Raw genomic sequence first — 23,641 nt, forward strand, 5'->3', positions numbered from 1 at the left:
ATTTTCATATGTTTTAACAATAAAAAAGCTTGTTGTCACTTTGACAACAAGCTTTTCATTTTGAATTTACTATATAATTTTATATTTTTAATTAGCAACCTTCTTTAATTTTGCTTTCCTCTTTAGAAGAATTGTTTTTATTAAGACCAAATGCATAATAACAAACAGTTAAACCTATAAGCCAAATTGGTCCTACAATAACTGCTATTAAAGTATCAGGACTTAATGACATTACCAAAAATACAAATACTAAATATGCTAAAGCAAAATAATTTGTATATGGATACATCTTCATTGGAAATTTTAATTTTTTTACTTGTTCAGATGTAAGACCCTTTCTAAACTTTATTTGTACTAAAACTATCATAAACCATGCAAATAATCCTGCAAAAGTTGCAATACTAGCAAGATACACAAATACTTTACCTGGAAGAAAATAGTTAAGCACAACACCAATTAGCATACATGCTGAAGATGCCAAAATTGCATTCATAGGGACATGTCTTTCACTAACTTTTCCAAAAACTTTTGGTGCTGAGCCTTGAAGGGACAAGTTATATACCATACGTCCTGTTGTATAAATACCACTATTGCATCCAGACAACGCTGCTGTTAATACAACAAAGTTTATAATTCCAGCTGCAGATTTAATACCAAGTTTACTAAATGTTAAAACAAACGGACTGCCAATTACCCCTATTTTATTCCATGGATAAAGACACATAATTACTGTTAATGCTCCTACATAGAATATACAAATTCTCCAGAAAACTTTATTAATAGCGGATGGTATAGTTTTTTCTGGATTTTTTGCTTCACCAGCAGTAATACCTATAAGTTCAGTACCAAAGAAAGCAAAAGTAACCAATGCCAAAGCACTTACAGGTCCTTTTACTCCATTAGGGAAAAATCCTCCATTAATCCATAAGTTTGAAAAACCAATAGGCTTTCCTGCATTACCTATTCCAGTTACAATCATGACTACACCTACAACAATCATGAGAATAATGGCAACAACTTTTATAAGAGCAAACCAAAACTCACACTCTCCAAAGGCTTTTACTGCAACTAAGTTTACAAATACCATAATAACAAGAGCTGTAAGAGCTGATCCCCATTTAGGAATTCCCGGAAACCAGAAGTTAATATAAATTCCTATTGCAGTAAGTTCCGCCATACAACATGAAACCCAATTCAACCAATAAGTCCATCCTGTTAAATATCCTGCAAGTGGTCCCATATATTCATTAGCATAAGCACTAAATGAACCTGCAACTGGATGTTCAACTGCCATTTCACCAAGTGCACGCATAATAATAAATAAGATAATTCCTCCAGCTAAATATGATAGCAAAATTGCAGGTCCTGCCATTTTAATAGTTGTTGCTGATCCTAAAAATAAACCAACACCTATTGCGCCACCTAACGCTATCATTTGAATATGTCTTTCTTCTAATCCACGTTCAAGATTTTCATGCGAACCATTATTTTTATCACTCATACTTTTAACCCCCTTAAATCTAAAATATTTCATTCAGTTAATTGTTCATATTATTTGCAATTATAAAGCGGTGCCAATCAGCTTAACTGGCACAATGAAGTATTTTATATTCCTTGCAAGCGTTTATAAGTGCCTTAAATATCAAAAGTTGCTCATCATTGCGTTCGCTTAACATTTCAGGATGCCATTGTACACCTACCACAAATCTATCTTCCCTTTTTAATTCTATAGCTTCAACTATTCCATCTGGTGATATAGTAGAAACATTAAAATCGTCAGCTACATCCTTTATTGCTTGATGATGATAAGAATTCACGCTCATAGTTTTTTTATTAAAAATTCTATAAAATCTACTTTTTTCATTAATCTTAACTTCATGCACCGGGTTATATTTTGGTGACCCCTTCATTGAATGATTTATAATTTTATTATTTCTTAATTCTAATGGAATTTCAGATAAGTCCTGATAAAGAGTTCCTCCACAAACCACATTTAAAAGTTGATATCCTCTGCAAACACCTAAAATAGGAATTTCAGTATTTTCAATAATATTTTTTGCTAATTGCAGTTCCTGTCTATCTCTTTCTGGAATTATTTGTCCTATTTTTGTTCCTATGTATTGTCCATAATGCTTTGGTTCAATATCTGCTCCACCTGCAAAAATTATACCATCTGCAATATCGATAACGTTTTCAATATTATTCAAATCATTAAACACTGGAATAATTACAGGAATTCCCCCTGCCTTTTCAACTGCCTTAACATAATCATTGGCAGTAAGCTGATAATCAAATCCACATCCAAAGCCCTCATAAACTCCATTCAATCCATAAGAATAATCTGCACATATGCCTATAACTGGTTTCATATTTATTCCTCCTATATTATCAATGAAAATTCACATTTTAGTTGAATTATAGTTAATTCAGTACTTTCCCCCTTTTAACTCTTTTTAGAATTTTCACAATATATAATAGCAATAAACATGCCACAATTAAGATTCTGAAATTTTGGACATATGCGACATTATTTTTAATGAATATTGTCAAAATGAATTGTCATTTTAATAATACGTCTCTATAATATCGCATTTTCCTGTCATTTTGCAACAAAAATCTATTGTCATTTTGACAATAGATTTTTCATTTTGAACTTCATATTGAATTTTATAAATTATATTTTTTTATATCTCTATATAATGTAGAAAGACTTATTCCTAATTCTTCTGCAATTTTTTGTTTGCCTGCAAGAGTGCTGCCATGTCTAATTATTAATTCCTCAAGACATTTTTTCCTTATTGATTCTAAATTATTATATTGAATTTCTTTTTTTTCTGCACTTATTTTTTTAGGGATGCACGACAATGTAAGTACATCTTTGTTTTCCATATTGACAGAGTATTCAACAACATTCTCCAGCTCTCTTACGTTTCCTGGCCAATCATATAGCAATAATTGCTTTTTTACTTCTTCCGATATGCCAACTATATTTTTATTTAATTTTTTATTATACTTATCAAGGAAATGCTCTGCAAGTAAAATTATATCCTCTAGTCGTTTTCTAAGAGGAGGTATCATTATCGGTATTACACATAATCTATAAAAAAAGTCCTCTCTAAATTCTCCCTTTTTTACCATAGTTTCAAGATCCTTATTAGTAGCTGAAATTATTCTCACATCCAATTTTATGGATTTTACTCCTCCTACCCTTTCCAATTGTCCCTGCTCTATAACTCTAAGTAATTTAGGCTGCAAATGTAATGATAAATCTCCAACTTCGTCAAGAAAAATAGTTCCTCCATTAGCAAGTTCAAATTTGCCCGGCTTTCCACCTTTATTTGCACCTGTAAAAGCGCCACTTTCATATCCAAAAAGTTCACTTTCAAGAAGATTTTCAGGTATTGCAGCACAATTAATAGCTATAAAAGGTTCATCTTTTCTTTTACTCATTTTATGAATAGCTCGCGCAAATACTTCTTTTCCTGTACCACTTTCCCCCAAAATTAAAATATTAGATTCATATTTTGCCGCTTGTGTAGCCAGATTTTTAGTTTGATTAATTAACTTGCTATTACCCTTTATACTGTCAAGATTTATATTTAAATGCGAAGCATCAGCTAAAAGTTTATATGCTATATTAGTCAATTCTTTTTTATGCTTAAATATAAAAAGAATATCTGTCTTTTCATTACTGTTATTTATGAATTTTACGCTTACAAACATTCTATTATTGGGGATTGGTGCTCTTAAAATAACCTCCAATTCCTTTTCAGCTTCCTCTTTAAAATCACTTATTATATTTTCAAAATTATCTTCCACAAAAATTTCTTTTATATTATTCTTATGTTTTAGTATTTCTTCCATAACACTGTTGAAAACAAGTATTTCGCCTGAGGAGCTTGTAAGCACAACTCCCTCACTTATAGAATTTAAAACTGTTATTAATCTATCCTTTGTTTCTTTTTCCTTTATTTTAGTTAAAATACTTTCTGCTAACCTTTCTAAAAAAGTAATAAGTTGACTTCTTATTTTAACCTGTTTTTCTTTAAGTTTAGAAGTTAATGACATAATCGTAATAGCTCCAATGCATTTTCCATCATTTTTTATAGGATATGCTATAGAATACTCATTAAAGCATTTTCCATAAGTCTTAATGGGACATGTATCACATATTTTATTACCTTTAGGGCTATCTATAATTAAAACCTCGCCATTTTCTATAACGTAATCATTGGCACATCCCTTTGGAAGTGCTTGTCCTATAGATTCCTTAAATAACCCAGTTGCAGCAACCCTTACTAAATGACTATCCATAACATAGATATCAAACTCAATAATGGAACTTGTTGTCTCTATTAAATTCTGTATAAATTCTCTTATTTCATACATTGCACTATACATATAATTTCACCACTTTATTAATATTCATATTTAAAATTGCAATTTTAAAATCATTACTTGTATTTTATCACATGAATAATTTCATGTAAATTTACTGATAATATCAAAATGAATGAAAAAGGCAGTTTAATAAAAAACTGCCTTTTTTCCAAATTCCATTACTTTCTTCTATTTGCAAGCGCAATAACTCTATTCATTTCATTGTTAACTATCATGTATCCTTCATCTACGCCCATTCCTGGTTTAGCAAGTACTTGTTTTGCGCCACAGGCCATACCTATATTTGTAGTTACTTCGGCAGATCTATTTGTTTCGTTGCATGTTCCTCCACAATATGCTCCCATACCATGTTCTTTACAGTAAATTATTGCATCTGCTATATTATTTACTCCACCTAAATCAGGTGTCTTTATTTGTACCATATGTCCTGCTTTATTGTCTGTAAAGAATTTTACATCGTCTACTGTGTTGCACCATTCGTCTGCAACTAATTCTACTTTTATTCCTCTTCCATCTAATTCTGCTGTTAAGTCTCTTAATGCTTCCATTTGTTTTTGTCTCTCTTCTACATCCATTGGTCCTTCTATTCTCAAATGGAATGGTTTTGCTGCTTCTTCTAATGTTTTTATATAATCAGCCATTGCCTTTGTATCATATTTAAATGCAGCTCCTATTGTTCCATATACATCTATGTGGAATATTGGACTGTAATCCTCTTTTGTTCTTAATTTTATTACTCTATCTCTTAACCATTCAACATACTTTAATAATTTTTCACCTTTTAATCCTAGTTTTTCTTCTACATTATTTATAAGTGCATGTGGCATTACATCTGCACCTTTTATTATCATTTTATCTGAATTATCGTATCTGTCATCTCCTGATTGAGTAAATATAGGTACTCTCTTTATTTCATAACCTGGATTGTATTCATTTCTTATTACTTCTGCCATAGTTAATTTTTCAGCTTTTGCTACTGCATCAAGTATTGCTTGAGTTACTCCATATCTTATAGCTGTATGTAATCTTTTTCCATCAACTTGCATTTTATCAAATTCTTCTGCTAATGCTTTGAATTCCTTTAATTCTCTTCCTATAAGCTTAGGTGCTATTTCTTTTTCTATAACTGGAATAAAATCTTTAGCTAAAAATAGAGGATCTCTTCCGCCTGCTCCTGAATATTGTACTGCTGCACAATCTCCATATGCTACCTGACCATCTTCTAATATAATCATAACAGATATAGCTTCTCCAGCCTGTCTAACATTTTTAAATCCTTCTGTTACTGGTTCTCCTACATAAGTGAATCCATCGTGTCCTGCTCCTTTTTTTATAGCTCTCTGATCATCAAAATAAAATCCTGTTTTTGATTCTGAACAAATAACGTCAACTATTTTCATTTTTTACACCCATCTTTCTAAATACTCTTTATATATTTAATTAATTACATTATTCTGGTCTTCCTATTAGAACTCCCTTGCCTACAGCAAATATATCATCTATAGTCATTTGGAATGTTACTTCTCTTCCTTCAAACTTTCCTCTTTCTTCTAACTTTCTTGTATTGAATGCCTTTAATTCTTCAGTTAATGGTAAGTTTCCAAAGTTGAAGTATCTTACTGCTCCATTATTATCCCTAGCAGGCATCATTTTTCCAGCATTAAATTTACTTGGTGCAAATGGTATATCTACTATTCCTGATTCAAAACCTTTTACTGTTCCTACTGCTAAATCTCCATTTCCAAGTTCAAATAACTTATCCATCATACATTTAGTTTCTGCTTTTATTATGCTTATTTCTGTTTCTAATTCCTTTGACATTGGAAGTCTCTGTCCTTGGAACATATTTAATGCCATTTTTGTTGCTTTTATTCCTGCTGCATTTGCTTCTTTTGTTGGTATTCCCAATGCTTCATGTGGTGTTTTTACTATAACCTTTGTTGCTCCTGCTAGTGCTGCTGTTGCTGCTCCTGATGATATTACTCCAAACGCTTTAGCCTCATCCTGTGGGAATCCTCCCATCCATTCGTGGAATACTGTTGTTATATAAACATCGTTATATCCATATTGTTTTAAATATTCATTTACTTGTTCTTCTAAGGCTCTTATTGCCGCAACATCTTGAACTAAATTTCCGCACTGTCCATATCCTACTGTTATGTTCTTAACTCCTTGTTCTGCTGCAAGTAATGCTTCTATTATTGCCACTGTATTTGATGTACTTGGTGGAACTAAAGTTCCTGTTAAAGGTCCAAATGGTTCTCTGTTGATTGATATTCCCTGCTCTTCATAATATCCAACAAGTCTATCGCAGTACTGCCAGTCCAATAAACTTTTTTCTATTGATACACTTTTAGCATATGGAACGTTATAAGATATTCCGCCACCTTCATTTGAAGTCCATCCTGCTGCATGTATTATTTCTGCAAGTAACCTAGAATCTGGTGTGCCGTGTCTTGCTTGAAGTGGTAAATTTACTGCTTCAAATACTTCTCTGCATCCTTTTACTCCATGGTTTACTCCTGGAAATCCGTTTAATAATGATCTTCCTGCTGCTAAACTTTCTTTTATTCCTATTTCGCATTCATCATATCTATTTTGTCTTGTATAACTGTCTATTGTTGATGGTAGTAAGTCTGCATTTCCTTCATTTTGAAGATGTTGTAGAAGTTCTATATGTTCATTTATTAGTGCAACTCCTGCTCTTGGTTGTGCTAATGTTATTCCTGCTTCTTTAGCTTTTCTTAATTTTGCTGGAAAACTCTTATATTCAGGTACCTTTTTTAAATATTCTACTGCTTCCTTTAAGTCTACTTCGCTTCCTGTTGGCCACTGACTTAATACTTCTTTTCTCATTTCAAAAAATTCTTCATCTGTCCACTTTTTATTTTTAAGTTCCACCTCAATTACCTCCTAATAAACTTATCAAGTATTTTTTCATTAATATAGTTTTAATACAATTTTTATTTAATCTTCAACTTTTAAGTCCTTTTTTAAATCTGCAATTGTAATTTCTGGTGATGTTCCTGGTGCGTATACTCTATCAAATCCCATTTCTTTAAACTTCTTATGTACATCTTCCCATTTTTGTTTTCCTACTACTAAATTTCCACCAGCATACAATAGTATTCCATCTAATCCTGATTCATTAAGCTTTTCTCTTAATCCTCTGCAATCAATTTCTCCATGTCCATAAAGTGAAGATACTACTATTGCATCTGCATTAGTTTCTATTGCTGCATTTATAAAGTCTTCTTGTGGAGACAATACACCAATATTAACTACATTGAATCCTGCTTGTGTAAATGAATGATCTAATATTTTGTTTCCAACTGCATGACAATCTGAACCAATTACTCCAATAACTAAAGTTTTCATTATGAAACCCCCCAAAACTTACTTTTAAAAATTTATTTATATTTTTAAAACCTATAACTTATATAATATGGCCTTATTACAAATTTATATTAACTAATGGATTAATGGACTAATCCATTGCTCTTTTTTATAATACCACATGAAAAAACGCATATCAAACGTTTTCAAAAAAAATCTTTTTTCAGAATATTGCGTTATATCTAAAGCACTTTAGCACATTAATTTATCATTCATAATATTTTAAAATCATTTATAAAGTATTATGAATTTACAGTCTATCTAGCTTAATATTAACGAATTTGTGAAGTTACACATATTTTTACAAATCCAAATTATGTCTTAGTACATTAAAATATACTTTGAATATCTTAATCCTAAAAATTGCATAATTTCATTCATATACATATTGTTTTTACTTTATTATCCATACCTGTGGAAATTTTTTGGATTAACCTTCCATTAGATTTAGATATTTAAAAAAAAGAATCTTTATTACATGAAAAAAATGGACTTTTTTCAAAGTCCATTTCATTTGCTATTTATCTTTATTTAAATAAAAATTTCAAACTAACAATTAAATCACTGTAAATTACTTTAAATTTTTCACAAAACTTTCTATTCTATCTGATGCTTCTTTTAATTGTTCCATACTATATGCATAAGAAATTCTCATATGACCTTCTCCACCAACTCCAAAAGCTGAACCTGGAACAACAGCAACACCTGCCTCTTTTAGAAGCCTTTCACAAAATTCATCACTTTTCATATTGAATTTTTTTATAGATGGAAACATATAAAAGGCCCCCATAGGAACATTTGATTCGAATCCCATTTTAATAAATCTATTATATAAATAGTCTCTTCTTTTTATAAATTCTTTTCTCATATATTCTACATCTTCCATGCAGCTTTTAAAACCCTCACAAGCTGCCCATTGAACAATAGATGGTGCGCATGATACATTATATTGGTGAACCTTCATTATGGCATTCATAAAACCTTCTACTGCACACACATATCCTATTCTAAGACCTGTCATAGAAAACATTTTTGAAAAACCACCAACAGCAATTACTTTATCCCTTATATCATCAAATTGAGCTATAGAATAATATTGATCTTCAAAACATAATGAACTATACATTTCATCAGTTATAGCTACAATTTCATTATCTTTAATTATCTCATGAAGCTTGTTATTATCTTCCCTTGATAAAATAGCTCCAGTTGGATTACATGGGTATGATACAACTATAGCCTTAGGTTTTTCTTTGCTTATTAAACTTTTCAATTCCTCAAAGTTAATAGAAAAATCGCTGTTTAAACTATAATTTATAATCTCCCCTCCAATAAGCTTTACACAGCTTTCATAAGCTGGATAAGCTGGCGTTGGTATGAGAATTTTGTCTGAAGGATTCAATAAAGCTGCAAAAACATCCATTAAACCCTCACTACCACCAACGGTAATACATATTTCATCCTTATCATAGTTTATGTTTTGGGTTTTTAAATAGTTTGATATTCCTTCTCTAAGCTCTACAATTCCTGCATTTGATGTATATGTAGTTTTGTTTTCATTTATTGCTTCAATCATAGCTTTTTTAATTTTATCAGGTACATTAAAATCAGGCTGACCTAAAGTTAAGGAAATGGCATTTGGGTAATTAATTACTTTGTTGAAAAACTTCCTGATACCTGAAATCTCTATATTTTGCACATTTCTAGAAATAGTATTATCCATATTGTATTAGCCCCTCTCTATTTATATCATAAATTTTAGCTTTAACACTTTATCAATATATTATCATAAAATTTGTTTTATCCAAACATTATATTTAATTTATATTATATATTGAAAATTATCTATACCAATTATGATACTGAATTTTATAACATTATCAATGAATATATTATACATAATCAAAATAATAAAATTAAAACTTTATTTGTTTATATAATAAAAACAACAATCGCTAAGTAATTAAATTACTTAGCGATCCTTTTTTATTACCTGGCAACGACCTACTCTTCCACAGAGCCTCCCCTGCAGTACCATCGGCACTATAAAGCTTAACCATCGTGTTCGGAATGGGAACGGGTGTTACCTTTATGTCATTATCACCAGATATTCTTATTTAATTTTAGAGATTTTGTTATCTCAAAATTGCACAGTGAATTTATTTGGTCAAGCCCTCGACCTATTAGTATCAGTCAGCTGAACATGTTACCATGCTTACACCTCTGACCTATCAACCTTGTGTTCTTCAAGGGGTCTTACTAGCTTACGCAATGGGAAATCTAATCTTGAGGTGGGTTTCACGCTTAGATGCTTTCAGCGTTTATCCCGTCCCGACATAGCTACCCAGCCATGCTCCTGGCGGAACAACTGGTACACCAGAGGTCAGTCCATCCCGGTCCTCTCGTACTAAGGACAGCTCCTCTCAAATTTCCTACGCCCGCGACGGATAGGGACCGAACTGTCTCACGACGTTCTGAACCCAGCTCGCGTGCCGCTTTAATGGGCGAACAGCCCAACCCTTGGGACCTACTTCAGCCCCAGGATGCGACGAGCCGACATCGAGGTGCCAAACCTCCCCGTCGATGTGGACTCTTGGGGGAGATCAGCCTGTTATCCCCGAGGTAGCTTTTATCCGTTGAGCGATGGCCCTCCCACGAGGAACCACCGGATCACTAAGCCCGACTTTCGTCCCTGCTCCACCTGTATGTGTCGCAGTCAGGCTCCCTTCTGCCTTTGCACTCTTCGAACGATTTCCAACCGTTCTGAGGGAACCTTTGGGCGCCTCCGTTACTTTTTTGGAGGCGACCGCCCCAGTCAAACTGCCCACCTAACAATGTCCCGTGACCAGTTTCATGGCCGCCGGTTAGAATCCCAATACTGTCAGGGTGGTATCCCAAGGATGACTCCACAGAAGCTGACGCCCCTGTTTCGCAGTCTCCCACCTATCCTGTACAGACAATATCGAAACTCAATGCTAAGCTGCAGTAAAGCTCTACGGGGTCTTTCCGTCCAATCGCGGGTAGCAAGCATCTTCACTTGCACTACAATTTCGCCGGATTTGTTGTCGAGACAGTGCCCAAGTCATTACGCCATTCGTGCGGGTCGGAACTTACCCGACAAGGAATTTCGCTACCTTAGGACCGTTATAGTTACGGCCGCCGTTTACTGGGGCTTAAGTTCATACCTTCGCTTGCGCTAAGTATTCCCCTTAACCTTCCAGCACCGGGCAGGCGTCAGCCCCTATACTTCAGCTTTCGCTTTAGCAGAGACCTGTGTTTTTGCTAAACAGTTGCTTGGGCCTATTCTCTGCGACCTACTTTCATAGGCACCCCTTCTCCCGAAGTTACGGGGTCAATTTGCCGAGTTCCTTGACAACAATTCTTCCGATGGTCTTAGGATTCTCTCCTCATCTACCTGTGTCGGTTTGCGGTACGGGCACCAACATCCTCCATAGAGACTTTTCTTGGCAGCGTGGAATCAGATACTTCGCGGCATAAAGCCACTCCCCATCACACCTCAACATTAACCAGACGGATTTGCCTGTCTGATCTGTCTAAGTGCTTAGACACACATCCAATAGTGTGCACATCCTATCCTCCTGCGTCATCCCATTTGTAATAACGTCAGTTGGTGGTATCGGAATATCAACCGATTGTCCATCACCTACGCCTTTCGGCCTCGGCTTAGGTCCCGACTAACCCTGAGCGGACGAGCCTTCCTCAGGAAACCTTAGATTTTCGACCAATAAGATTCTCACTTATTTCTCGCTACTTATGCCAGCATACTCACTCCTGTACAGTCCACCGCTCCTTTCGGTACGACTTCACTCCATACAGGAAGCTCCTCTACCGCTCTTTCGAGCCCATAGCTTCGGTGGTAAGTTTTAGCCCCGGACATCTTCGGCGCAGGATCTCTTGACTAGTGAGCTATTACGCACTCTTTAAATGAGTGGCTGCTTCTAAGCCAACATCCTAGTTGTCTTAGAAATCCCACATCCTTTTCCACTTAACTTACACTTTGGGACCTTAGCTGATGATCTGGGCTGTTTCCCTTTTGACTACGGATCTTATCATTCGCAGTCTGACTGCTGAGATACAAGTATATGGCATTCGGAGTTTGATAGGGTTCAGTAACTGTTGTCAGCCCCTAGCCCATTCAGTGCTCTACCTCCACTACTCAATCTCAACGCTAGCCCTAAAGCTATTTCGAGGAGAACCAGCTATCTCCGAGTTCGATTGGAATTTCTCCGCTATCCACAGCTCATCCCATGGTTTTTCAACACCAACGTGGTTCGGACCTCCACGGAATTTTACTTCCGCTTCATCCTGGCCATGGATAGGTCACCCGGTTTCGGGTCTACGACATGCAACTTTTCGCCCTATTCAGACTCGGTTTCCCTTCGGCTCCGTACCTTAAGTACTTAACCTTGCTACATACCGTAACTCGCTGGCTCGTTCTACAAAAAGCACGTCGTCGCACATAAAAGTGCTTCGACCGGTTGTGGACACACGGTTTCAGGTTCTATTTCACTCCCCTTCCGGGGTTCTTTTCACCTTTCCCTCACGGTACTGCTTCACTATCGGTCACCAGTTAGTATTTAGCCTTGGGAGGTGGTCCTCCCTGCTTCCCACAAGGTTTCACGTGTCTCGTGGTACTCTGGAGTAGATCTGACTGCTATTTCCTTTCACTTACAGGGCTGTTACCTTCTACGGCGGAGCCTTCCAGCTCTCTTCAATTAAGAAATCACAGTATTTATGATCTATCCGCAACCCCAGGAACAAGTTCCTGGTTTGGGCTCTTTCCCTTTCGCTCGCCGCTACTTAGAAAATCGATTTTTCTTTCTCTTCCTCCGGGTACTTAGATGTTTCAGTTCCCCGGGTTTACCTCCATAAACCTATGTATTCAGTTTACAGTACAATGCGTTAGCATTGTGGGTTTCCCCATTCGGAAATCTCTGGATCTCAGGCTATTTGCGCCTACCCAAAGCTTATCGCAGCTTATCACGTCCTTCTTCGGCTTCTGGTGCCAAGGCATTCACCATGCGCCCTTTGTAGCTTGACCATTCATGTGAAAATTGTCTTTCAACAATTTTCTTAGTTAAAATCTACAAAGGTTTTTTTACTTATATAATAAGTAGTTTTACCTTTAGCTTTACTTTTATTTAAAAGTTATATTCACTGTGCAATTTTCAAAGAACAATTTGAAGAATTAGATTCTTCAAAATTAAACAGAGCTATTAAATAAACCTTCAAAGTAGAATTACCTACTTTGTCGACTCCTTAGAAAGGAGGTGATCCAGCCGCAGGTTCTCCTACGGCTACCTTGTTACGACTTCACCCCAATTACTAACCCCACCTTCGGCCGCTGGCTCCTTACGGTTACCTCACGGACTTCGGGTGTTGCCAGCTCTCATGGTGTGACGGGCGGTGTGTACAAGGCCCGGGAACGTATTCACCGCGACATGCTGATTCGCGATTACTAGCAACTCCAGCTTCATGTAGGCGAGTTTCAGCCTACAATCCGAACTGAGATGAGTTTTAAAAGTTTTGCTCCACCTCACGGTCTTGCATCTTTCTGTACTCACCATTGTAGCACGTGTGTAGCCCTAGACATAAGGGGCATGATGATTTGACGTCATCCCCACCTTCCTCCCGGTTAACCCGGGCAGTCTCACTAGAGTGCTCAACTTAATGGTAGCAACTAATGATAAGGGTTGCGCTCGTTGCAGGACTTAACCTAACATCTCACGACACGAGCTGACGACAACCATGCACCACCTGTCTCCCTGCCCCGAAGGGCTTCCCTCATTACAGGTAATTCAGGGGATGTCAAGTCTAGGTAAGGTTCTTCGCGTTGCTTCGAATTAAACCACATGCTCCGCTGCTTGTGCGGGCCCCCGTCAATTCCTTTGAGTTTTAATCTTGCGATCGTACTTCCCAGGCGGAATACTTATTGCGTTAGCTGCGGCACAGAAGGAGTCGATACCTCCTACACCTAGTATTCATCGTTTACGGCGTGGACTACCAGGGTATCTAATCCTGTTTGCTACCCACGCTTTCATGCCTCAGCGTCAGTTACGGTCCAGAGAATCGCCTTCGCCACTGGTGTTCTTCCTAATCTCTACGCATTTCACCGCTACACTAGGAATTCCATTCTCCTCTCCCGCACTCTAGATATCCAGTTTCAAATGCAGTTCCCAAGTTAAGCTCGGGATTTTCACATCTGACTTAAACATCCGCCTACGCATCCTTTACGCCCAGTAAATCCGGACAACGCTCGCCACCTACGTATTACCGCGGCTGCTGGCACGTAGTTAGCCGTGGCTTCCTCCTTGGGTACCGTCATTATCGTCCCCAAAGACAGAGCTTTACAACCCGAAGGCCTTCATCACTCACGCGGCGTTGCTGCATCAGGCTTTCGCCCATTGTGCAATATTCCCCACTGCTGCCTCCCGTAGGAGTCTGGACCGTGTCTCAGTTCCAATGTGGCCGATCACCCTCTCAGGTCGGCTACGCATCGTGGCCTTGGTGAGCCGTTACCTCACCAACTAGCTAATGCGCCGCGGGCCCATCTCAAAGCGGATTACTCCTTTAATTAGTATTTCATGTGAAAAACTAATGTTATGCGGTATTAATCTCCCTTTCGGAAGGCTATCCCCCACTTTGAGGCAGGTTGCCCACGTGTTACTCACCCGTCCGCCGCTAATCCATCCCCGAAGGGATTTCATCGCTCGACTTGCATGTGTTAAGCACGCCGCCAGCGTTCGTCCTGAGCCAGGATCAAACTCTCAATTTAAAAGTTTAATCTGTACTCAAATTATTGACGTTAAACTTGTTAGTTTAACTAATACTGGCTTATTTAAAATAAGATTTATATCTTACTTTCACTCTGTTTAATTTTCAAGGATCTTGTCGCATCTCAGCGACTTTTATATCTTATCATGTTTACTTAACCCTGTCAAGAACTTTTTTCAAATTCTTTTTTGTTAAGCTTGCTGCATCACACAGCTTTAACATAATACCATGTTACTTAAGAAGTTGTCAACATATTTTTTATGTTTTATTTTCTAAGTAACTGTCTGCTCTCTCAAGCGACATGTGTTATTGTATCATATATTTATAATATTATATTAGATAATACTAGTGCATATTCTGTTTATTCTCTTATTGCTCTATTTTACTTACTATTTACATAGTTTTTCACTTATAGATACACAAGGCCGAGTTTATGATTTTTTTAATACAAATTTAAAAATCTACTACATTTAGAACTAAATCTTTAAACAAGACTTTACACATGAATTTTACTATTTACTTGAAAACTTTAAAAGACCTTTTTAGTCATACATTTTTTACATATAAGTTTAGTTAGTTAACTTTCTTATAAAGTGGTGTTAATATTTATTATAAACGTAAAAAAAGACTACATATCTGTAGTCTTTAATAATTCATATAAAATTGGCTCCGCGAAAAGGATTCGAACCTTCAACCTATCGGTTAACAGCCGAGTGCTCCACCATTGAGCTATCGCGGAACGCATTACCTGGCAACGACCTACTCTTCCACAGAGCCTCCCCTGCAGTACCATCGGCACTATAAAGCTTAACCATCGTGTTCGGAATGGGAACGGGTGTTACCTTTATGTCATTATCACCAGATATTCTTATTTAATTTTAGAGATTTTGTTATCTCAAAATTGCACAGTGAATTTATTTGGTCAAGCCCTCGACCTATTAGTATCAGTCAGCTGAACATGTTACCATGCTTACACCTCTGACCTATCAACCTTGTGTTCTTCAAGGGGTCTTACTAGCTTACGCTATGGGAAATCTAATCTTGAGGTGGGTTTCACGCTTAGATGCTTTCAGCGTTTATCCCGTCCCGACATAGCTACCCAGCCATGCTCCTGGCGGAACAACTGGTACACCAGAGGTCAGTCCATCCCGGTCCTCTCGTACTAAGGACAGCTCCTCTCAAATTTCCTACGCCCGCGACGGATAGGGACCGAACTGTCTCACGACGTTCTGAACCCAGCTCGCGTGCCGCTTTAATGGGCGAACAGCCCAACCCTTGGGACCTACTTCAGCCCCAGGATGCGACGAGCCGACATCGAGGTGCCAAACCTCCCCGTCGATGTGGACTCTTGGGGGAGATCAGCCTGTTATCCCCGAGGTAGCTTTTATCCGTTGAGCGATGGCCCTCCCACGAGGAACCACCGGATCACTAAGCCCGACTTTCGTCCCTGCTCCACCTGTATGTGTCGCAGTCAGGCTCCCTTCTGCCTTTGCACTCTTCGAACGATTTCCAACCGTTCTGAGGGAACCTTTGGGCGCCTCCGTTACTTTTTTGGAGGCGACCGCCCCAGTCAAACTGCCCACCTAACAATGTCCCGTGACCAGTTTCATGGCCGCCGGTTAGAATCCCAATACTGTCAGGGTGGTATCCCAAGGATGACTCCACAGAAGCTGACGCCCCTGTTTCGCAGTCTCCCACCTATCCTGTACAGACAATATCGAAACTCAATGCTAAGCTGCAGTAAAGCTCTACGGGGTCTTTCCGTCCAATCGCGGGTAGCAAGCATCTTCACTTGCACTACAATTTCGCCGGATTTGTTGTCGAGACAGTGCCCAAGTCATTACGCCATTCGTGCGGGTCGGAACTTACCCGACAAGGAATTTCGCTACCTTAGGACCGTTATAGTTACGGCCGCCGTTTACTGGGGCTTAAGTTCATACCTTCGCTTGCGCTAAGTATTCCCCTTAACCTTCCAGCACCGGGCAGGCGTCAGCCCCTATACTTCAGCTTTCGCTTTAGCAGAGACCTGTGTTTTTGCTAAACAGTTGCTTGGGCCTATTCTCTGCGACCTACTTTCATAGGCACCCCTTCTCCCGAAGTTACGGGGTCAATTTGCCGAGTTCCTTGACAACAATTCTTCCGATGGTCTTAGGATTCTCTCCTCATCTACCTGTGTCGGTTTGCGGTACGGGCACCAACATCCTCCATAGAGACTTTTCTTGGCAGCGTGGAATCAGATACTTCGCGGCATAAAGCCACTCCCCATCACACCTCAACATTAACCAGACGGATTTGCCTGTCTGATCTGTCTAAGTGCTTAGACACACATCCAATAGTGTGCACATCCTATCCTCCTGCGTCATCCCATTTGTAATAACGTCAGTTGGTGGTATCGGAATATCAACCGATTGTCCATCACCTACGCCTTTCGGCCTCGGCTTAGGTCCCGACTAACCCTGAGCGGACGAGCCTTCCTCAGGAAACCTTAGATTTTCGACCAATAAGATTCTCACTTATTTCTCGCTACTTATGCCAGCATACTCACTCCTGTACAGTCCACCGCTCCTTTCGGTACGACTTCACTCCATACAGGAAGCTCCTCTACCGCTCTTTCGAGCCCATAGCTTCGGTGGTAAGTTTTAGCCCCGGACATCTTCGGCGCAGGATCTCTTGACTAGTGAGCTATTACGCACTCTTTAAATGAGTGGCTGCTTCTAAGCCAACATCCTAGTTGTCTTAGAAATCCCACATCCTTTTCCACTTAACTTACACTTTGGGACCTTAGCTGATGATCTGGGCTGTTTCCCTTTTGACTACGGATCTTATCATTCGCAGTCTGACTGCTGAGATACAAGTATATGGCATTCGGAGTTTGATAGGGTTCAGTAACTGTTGTCAGCCCCTAGCCCATTCAGTGCTCTACCTCCACTACTCAATCTCAACGCTAGCCCTAAAGCTATTTCGAGGAGAACCAGCTATCTCCGAGTTCGATTGGAATTTCTCCGCTATCCACAGCTCATCCCATGGTTTTTCAACACCAACGTGGTTCGGACCTCCACGGAATTTTACTTCCGCTTCATCCTGGCCATGGATAGGTCACCCGGTTTCGGGTCTACGACATGCAACTTTTCGCCCTATTCAGACTCGGTTTCCCTTCGGCTCCGTACCTTAAGTACTTAACCTTGCTACATACCGTAACTCGCTGGCTCGTTCTACAAAAAGCACGTCGTCGCACATAAAAGTGCTTCGACCGGTTGTGGACACACGGTTTCAGGTTCTATTTCACTCCCCTTCCGGGGTTCTTTTCACCTTTCCCTCACGGTACTGCTTCACTATCGGTCACCAGTTAGTATTTAGCCTTGGGAGGTGGTCCTCCCTGCTTCCCACAAGGTTTCACGTGTCTCGTGGTACTCTGGAGTAGATCTGACTGCTATTTCCTTTCACTTACAGGGCTGTTACCTTCTACGGCGGAGCCTTCCAGCTCTCTTCAATTAAGAAATCACAGTATTTATGATCTATCCGCAACCCCAGGAACAAGTTCCTGGTTTGGGCTCTTTCCCTTTCGCTCGCCGCTACTTAGAAAATCGATTTTTCTTTCTCTTCCTCCGGGTACTTAGATGTTTCAGTTCCCCGGGTTTACCTCCATAAACCTATGTATTCAGTTTACAGTACAATGCGTTAGCATTGTGGGTTTCCCCATTCGGAAATCTCTGGATCTCAGGCTATTTGCGCCTACCCAAAGCTTATCGCAGCTTATCACGTCCTTCTTCGGCTTCTGGTGCCAAGGCATTCACCATGCGCCCTTTGTAGCTTGACCATTCATGTGAAAATTGTCTTTCAACAATTTTCTTAGTTAAAATCTACAAAGGTTTTTTTACTTATATAATAAGTAGTTTTACCTTTAGCTTTACTTTTATTTAAAAGTTATATTCACTGTGCAATTTTCAAAGAACAATTTGAAGAATTAGATTCTTCAAAATTAAACAGAGCTATTAAATAAACCTTCAAAGTAGAATTACCTACTTTGTCGACTCCTTAGAAAGGAGGTGATCCAGCCGCAGGTTCTCCTACGGCTACCTTGTTACGACTTCACCCCAATTACTAACCCCACCTTCGGCCGCTGGCTCCTTACGGTTACCTCACGGACTTCGGGTGTTGCCAGCTCTCATGGTGTGACGGGCGGTGTGTACAAGGCCCGGGAACGTATTCACCGCGACATGCTGATTCGCGATTACTAGCAACTCCAGCTTCATGTAGGCGAGTTTCAGCCTACAATCCGAACTGAGATGAGTTTTAAAAGTTTTGCTCCACCTCACGGTCTTGCATCTTTCTGTACTCACCATTGTAGCACGTGTGTAGCCCTAGACATAAGGGGCATGATGATTTGACGTCATCCCCACCTTCCTCCCGGTTAACCCGGGCAGTCTCACTAGAGTGCTCAACTTAATGGTAGCAACTAATGATAAGGGTTGCGCTCGTTGCAGGACTTAACCTAACATCTCACGACACGAGCTGACGACAACCATGCACCACCTGTCTCCCTGCCCCGAAGGGCTTCCCTCATTACAGGTAATTCAGGGGATGTCAAGTCTAGGTAAGGTTCTTCGCGTTGCTTCGAATTAAACCACATGCTCCGCTGCTTGTGCGGGCCCCCGTCAATTCCTTTGAGTTTTAATCTTGCGATCGTACTTCCCAGGCGGAATACTTATTGCGTTAGCTGCGGCACAGAAGGAGTCGATACCTCCTACACCTAGTATTCATCGTTTACGGCGTGGACTACCAGGGTATCTAATCCTGTTTGCTACCCACGCTTTCATGCCTCAGCGTCAGTTACGGTCCAGAGAATCGCCTTCGCCACTGGTGTTCTTCCTAATCTCTACGCATTTCACCGCTACACTAGGAATTCCATTCTCCTCTCCCGCACTCTAGATATCCAGTTTCAAATGCAGTTCCCAAGTTAAGCTCGGGATTTTCACATCTGACTTAAACATCCGCCTACGCATCCTTTACGCCCAGTAAATCCGGACAACGCTCGCCACCTACGTATTACCGCGGCTGCTGGCACGTAGTTAGCCGTGGCTTCCTCCTTGGGTACCGTCATTATCGTCCCCAAAGACAGAGCTTTACAACCCGAAGGCCTTCATCACTCACGCGGCGTTGCTGCATCAGGCTTTCGCCCATTGTGCAATATTCCCCACTGCTGCCTCCCGTAGGAGTCTGGACCGTGTCTCAGTTCCAATGTGGCCGATCACCCTCTCAGGTCGGCTACGCATCGTGGCCTTGGTGAGCCGTTACCTCACCAACTAGCTAATGCGCCGCGGGCCCATCTCAAAGCGGATTACTCCTTTAATTAGTATTTCATGTGAAAAACTAATGTTATGCGGTATTAATCTCCCTTTCGGAAGGCTATCCCCCACTTTGAGGCAGGTTGCCCACGTGTTACTCACCCGTCCGCCGCTAATCCATCCCCGAAGGGATTTCATCGCTCGACTTGCATGTGTTAAGCACGCCGCCAGCGTTCGTCCTGAGCCAGGATCAAACTCTCAATTTAAAAGTTTAATCTGTACTCAAATTATTGACGTTAAACTTGTTAGTTTAACTAATACTGGCTTATTTAAAATAAGATTTATATCTTACTTTCACTCTGTTTAATTTTCAAGGATCTTGTCGCATCTCAGCGACTCTTGTATTTTATCATGCTTACCTTTGCTTGTCAACTAGTAATTTTTACTTATTTGACTTTGCTAAGTTATCACTGATTCGTGACTGGATGTATATCATATCATGCTTACATCAGTTTTGTCAACTAGCAATTTCTCACCAATTCAACTGACGTTTTCTGCGGCTTACTTACCGCCAGATTCGCATCTTATCACTATCACTAAAAGCTGTCAATTGGTAGTTTCAACCAACCTCTCTACAGTGTAACACTACATAAAAAATTAATAATTATTCACAGTGCTTACTGCACTTCCAAGTGACAAGTGATATCTTACCACTTATAAAAACACAAAGAGTTAATACAATTCTCCACAATTTAAAATATACTTGATAATATTCGTTAATTCTCTATTATACTTACTATTTTGTATACGGACACGCCTGAGTTAGTTTATATGATATGATTTTATCAAAGATTTTACAGTGAGATAATTGCTTTTTAATATGAATATCTCACTGTAGTGGTTTTAATAAAGATAAATTTAGATTTTTAAATTTACTTTCAAACTATTTTTTCATTCATAATATTATTTAATTTTAACTTCTGGATTCTAGCTTCTACTTCTTTCCTATCTGTAGAATATAATCCTGATTTTTGCATTCTCTTAAAGTATTCAGCACCTGCAAAAGTATATCTATTTCTCCTACCTTCTTTAGTCATCATTTTATAATTTGCAAAAGCTATAATATCTCCTATGGCTGTGGTCTTTGGAAGAATAAGAGGAGGCATATCTAATACACATCTTACTGCATTATGACCTGCTAATGTTCCAGTACATATAGCTTCTGTATGTCCTACAAAAAGCCCACTTTTTTCACCACCACAGAATAAATTACTTATTCCTTTTACTTTCATATCATCTGTCCTAGGTGCTACAGACAAATACCTAATGGAGTTACCCTTTCCACCTGCATAAGGATCTACATATTTTGAATTTTCTAATCCTTTAATTTTTCTTAACTTTTCTAGTGGATAGTAAGATGTCATAAGTTTTGCATGCCCAGTATCTAATAATACTACGTTTTCGGCAAACTCTTTTAATGCATACTGTTGACATACCTTTGCCTTCAATTTATCCATATTTACATCCTCTTTAGGAACCTTTAAAACAACTACCCCTTTTTTATCTAACTCTTCTACTATATTGTCAGCTAGACTTTCCTTACACAACTTGCAAGAACCACTAAAAGCTCCATATATATCATCTTCTCTTTCTCCTTGAAGATCATCTACACCGGCTCTCATACTTATACTAACTCTTGGTCCAAAAGCAGGACACCTAAGTACACACATTGAACATCCATTTCCATATCTTAAACAGTTTCCCATAGGACCTGTAGATCCTGTAGTTTCAATAAATACATCTCCCTCCACATAACTTCCATCTGATAAATATATTCCCCTTATTTTATTTCCATCTTTGTTTACATCAATTATTCTACATATCATATTTAATTCTATATTCATAGCTTCTAGACATCTTCTTACTGCAGGTTCAATTTTATTTACATCATAAAGCCATGCATGTTTATGGCCAGGAAAATCCACATTTTTATGCCTTGTATTGCTATCAGTTATATTTATTAAGTCTCCTGCTCCTAAGGCTATTAATTCTTCCGCTGCAGTATATCTTCCATTGTTTCTCATTATTCCTCCTACATTACCAAGTCCTAACAACATATCAGTTTTTTCATAAAGAGAAACATTATCTGCACCTGCCTTTTTTGCACTTATAGCCGCTGCACATCCGGCCCATCCACCGCCAATTATAACTACCTTCATTAAAAAACCTCCTATATTAAATTATGAATTTAAAATTTCCCTATCTTTAAAACTCTTCTATATAAGTCTTCTCTCTTTAAATACATGTTTAGGATCTATCTGTACCTTGCATAACTTCTTTACCACATGATTTTTATATCTGGTACTGCAAGTACCGCATACACCTTCTCCACAGCACATTTTGGAATTATTACAGCACGAAAAATTAATATTTTTATCAACAAACTCCATTAGTTTGTAAATAAGTATATCCGGCCCATCACAATGAATTAAATTTACATTTTCTACTTTTAAAATTTGTTTTATCATGGCTTTTAGTTCTTTTGTAAGTTCACCCTGATCCAACATCTTACACTCTAATATTTCTGAATTATATTTTTTAAAATATTCTTTTTCAAAAATATTATTAAAAGGAATTTTATCTATTATTGCTATAATACTATTTTCATTAGAATGTAATTTTTTTAAAACAGGTATTAAAGGTGCTATACCTATTCCTCGTCCTATAACTATGGACACACCGTCTTTTGCTTTATATACATTTTTTAATCCTAATATACCGTTCCAAAATGGCCCTCTAACTAACACTTTTTCATTTTCATTGAGTTTACATATGCTTTTTGTTTTAATACCTTTTGTTTCTATGGCAATTTTCAATGTGTTTTTCTCTGTATCTGCTTCCATAATAGAAATTGGTGCATCATAATAATTTGTACACTGTGGATTTCTTATAAATATAAAGCTTCCTGGGTATACAAGATCATGTACTAAGCTGTGGGATGCATTTATTGTAAAAATATATAGGCTTTCTTCTACTTGCTCTTTCTTCACTATTGTGCACAAGTAATTTTTTCTTTCCTCTTTGGCTTTACTTTTGTTTAAAATAAACTCTTGATATATGCATACACCCTTCCAATTTATGCAGTCACAAAAATTTTTTCCTGAAAGTTGTGAACACAATATGCAATCTCCTGTTTCAGATAAATGACATGGACATGCTTTACAGATGAAAATGCGATAACAAACAAGCTTAACATAGACTACAGAAATGAACTGGTTAAAAAGCTTCATATATCTACAATAGGAGAGAAAATTAAATATCATAGATTGCTAAACGGATGGAGTCAATTTCAACTAGCAAGTAAACTAGGCTTAAGTAAAAAACAAGGTAGATATTTAATAAAAGATTATGAAACTAGAAGATTATGTCCTCCTCCTGAACTTTCTTTAAAACTTGCTAAGATATTTAGAATAGATACAAAATATTTTTATGATAATTATTATGAATTCTTAGATTCTAATTATTCCAGTAAAATTTTAAATTGGAGAAAAAAATATAACTTAACAATTACTGATGCTGCTAAAAAAATTCATGTAAATTATGTTACTTGGAGCTCTTGGGAAAAAAATAAAAAAATAAGCAGAGAAAATTATGAAAAATTAAAAGCACTAGGAATTTAATATTACTATACCCATATGTGAAAGGGGCTGTTACACTTTGCAACAGCCCCTTTATTTAAAAGTAATTTATGAGAGAAGTCTTGG

Annotated in this window: 10 protein-coding genes, 1 tRNA gene and 6 rRNA genes; 1 reads left to right on the top strand and 16 read right to left on the bottom strand. The window is 38.0% G+C overall.

Features of this window, described 5'->3' with window-relative positions:
- Window positions 1-91 precede the first annotated feature (91 nt).
- From Ccar_RS17535 to Ccar_RS17610, 16 genes are all read right to left on the bottom strand, one after another.
- Complete coding sequence (locus tag Ccar_RS17535; protein ID WP_048030319.1) at window positions 92-1,501, bottom strand: amino acid permease; 1,410 nt, start codon at window positions 1,499-1,501, stop codon at window positions 92-94.
- 82 nt (window positions 1,502-1,583) lie between these two features.
- A complete protein-coding gene (locus tag Ccar_RS17540) occupies window positions 1,584-2,369 on the bottom strand; it encodes a gamma-glutamyl-gamma-aminobutyrate hydrolase family protein (RefSeq protein WP_007062963.1) in 786 nt (261 codons plus the stop codon).
- A gap of 298 nt (window positions 2,370-2,667) precedes the next feature.
- Entirely contained in the window at window positions 2,668-4,401 is a 1,734-nt protein-coding gene (locus Ccar_RS17545; protein WP_007064854.1) for a sigma-54 interaction domain-containing protein, read from the bottom strand.
- Between the two features lie 158 nt (window positions 4,402-4,559).
- Window positions 4,560-5,801 carry a methylaspartate ammonia-lyase gene (locus Ccar_RS17550; RefSeq protein WP_007062961.1) on the bottom strand — a complete coding sequence of 414 codons (1,242 nt, stop codon included), beginning with the start codon at window positions 5,799-5,801 and terminating at the stop codon, window positions 4,560-4,562.
- 49 nt (window positions 5,802-5,850) lie between these two features.
- The gene (locus Ccar_RS17555) at window positions 5,851-7,302 is read right to left on the bottom strand and encodes a methylaspartate mutase subunit E (protein ID WP_007062960.1); all 1,452 of its coding nucleotides are present in this window, start codon (window positions 7,300-7,302) and stop codon (window positions 5,851-5,853) included.
- A gap of 66 nt (window positions 7,303-7,368) precedes the next feature.
- Window positions 7,369-7,779, bottom strand: a complete 411-nt coding sequence (glmS, locus tag Ccar_RS17560; RefSeq protein WP_007062959.1) for a methylaspartate mutase subunit S — start codon at window positions 7,777-7,779, stop codon at window positions 7,369-7,371.
- A gap of 589 nt (window positions 7,780-8,368) precedes the next feature.
- Entirely contained in the window at window positions 8,369-9,520 is a 1,152-nt protein-coding gene (locus tag Ccar_RS17565; RefSeq protein WP_007062958.1) for a pyridoxal phosphate-dependent aminotransferase, read from the bottom strand.
- Between the two features lie 268 nt (window positions 9,521-9,788).
- Window positions 9,789-9,905 (bottom strand): 5S ribosomal RNA (gene rrf, locus Ccar_RS17570).
- 55 nt (window positions 9,906-9,960) lie between these two features.
- Window positions 9,961-12,859, bottom strand: a 23S ribosomal RNA gene (locus Ccar_RS17575).
- Window positions 12,860-13,081: 222 nt separating this feature from the next.
- Window positions 13,082-14,593: ribosomal RNA gene (locus Ccar_RS17580) — 16S ribosomal RNA — on the bottom strand.
- A gap of 663 nt (window positions 14,594-15,256) precedes the next feature.
- A tRNA-Asn gene (locus Ccar_RS17585) sits at window positions 15,257-15,331 on the bottom strand.
- Between the two features lie 7 nt (window positions 15,332-15,338).
- A 5S ribosomal RNA gene (rrf, locus tag Ccar_RS17590) occupies window positions 15,339-15,455 on the bottom strand.
- A gap of 55 nt (window positions 15,456-15,510) precedes the next feature.
- A 23S ribosomal RNA gene (locus Ccar_RS17595) occupies window positions 15,511-18,409 on the bottom strand.
- A gap of 222 nt (window positions 18,410-18,631) precedes the next feature.
- A 16S ribosomal RNA gene (locus Ccar_RS17600) occupies window positions 18,632-20,143 on the bottom strand.
- Together the 16S, 23S and 5S rRNA genes with 1 tRNA gene alongside form the textbook arrangement of a ribosomal RNA operon.
- 672 nt (window positions 20,144-20,815) lie before the next feature.
- On the bottom strand, window positions 20,816-22,096 hold the full coding sequence (locus Ccar_RS17605; RefSeq protein ID WP_007060631.1) for an FAD-dependent oxidoreductase: 1,281 nt from the start codon (window positions 22,094-22,096) through the stop codon (window positions 20,816-20,818).
- 57 nt (window positions 22,097-22,153) lie between these two features.
- Window positions 22,154-23,056, bottom strand: coding sequence for a sulfide/dihydroorotate dehydrogenase-like FAD/NAD-binding protein (locus Ccar_RS17610; RefSeq protein ID WP_007060630.1), 903 nt, complete (start codon window positions 23,054-23,056; stop codon window positions 22,154-22,156).
- 24 nt (window positions 23,057-23,080) lie between these two features.
- Between Ccar_RS17610 and Ccar_RS17615 the strand changes: the two genes are divergently transcribed.
- Window positions 23,081-23,557 (top strand): helix-turn-helix transcriptional regulator, encoded by a 477-nt coding sequence (locus tag Ccar_RS17615; protein ID WP_007060629.1) that lies wholly within the window; start codon window positions 23,081-23,083, stop codon window positions 23,555-23,557.
- Window positions 23,558-23,641 lie beyond the last annotated feature (84 nt).

Source organism: Clostridium carboxidivorans P7 (assembly GCF_001038625.1).
Classification (GTDB): Bacteria; Bacillota; Clostridia; order Clostridiales; family Clostridiaceae; genus Clostridium_AM; species Clostridium_AM carboxidivorans.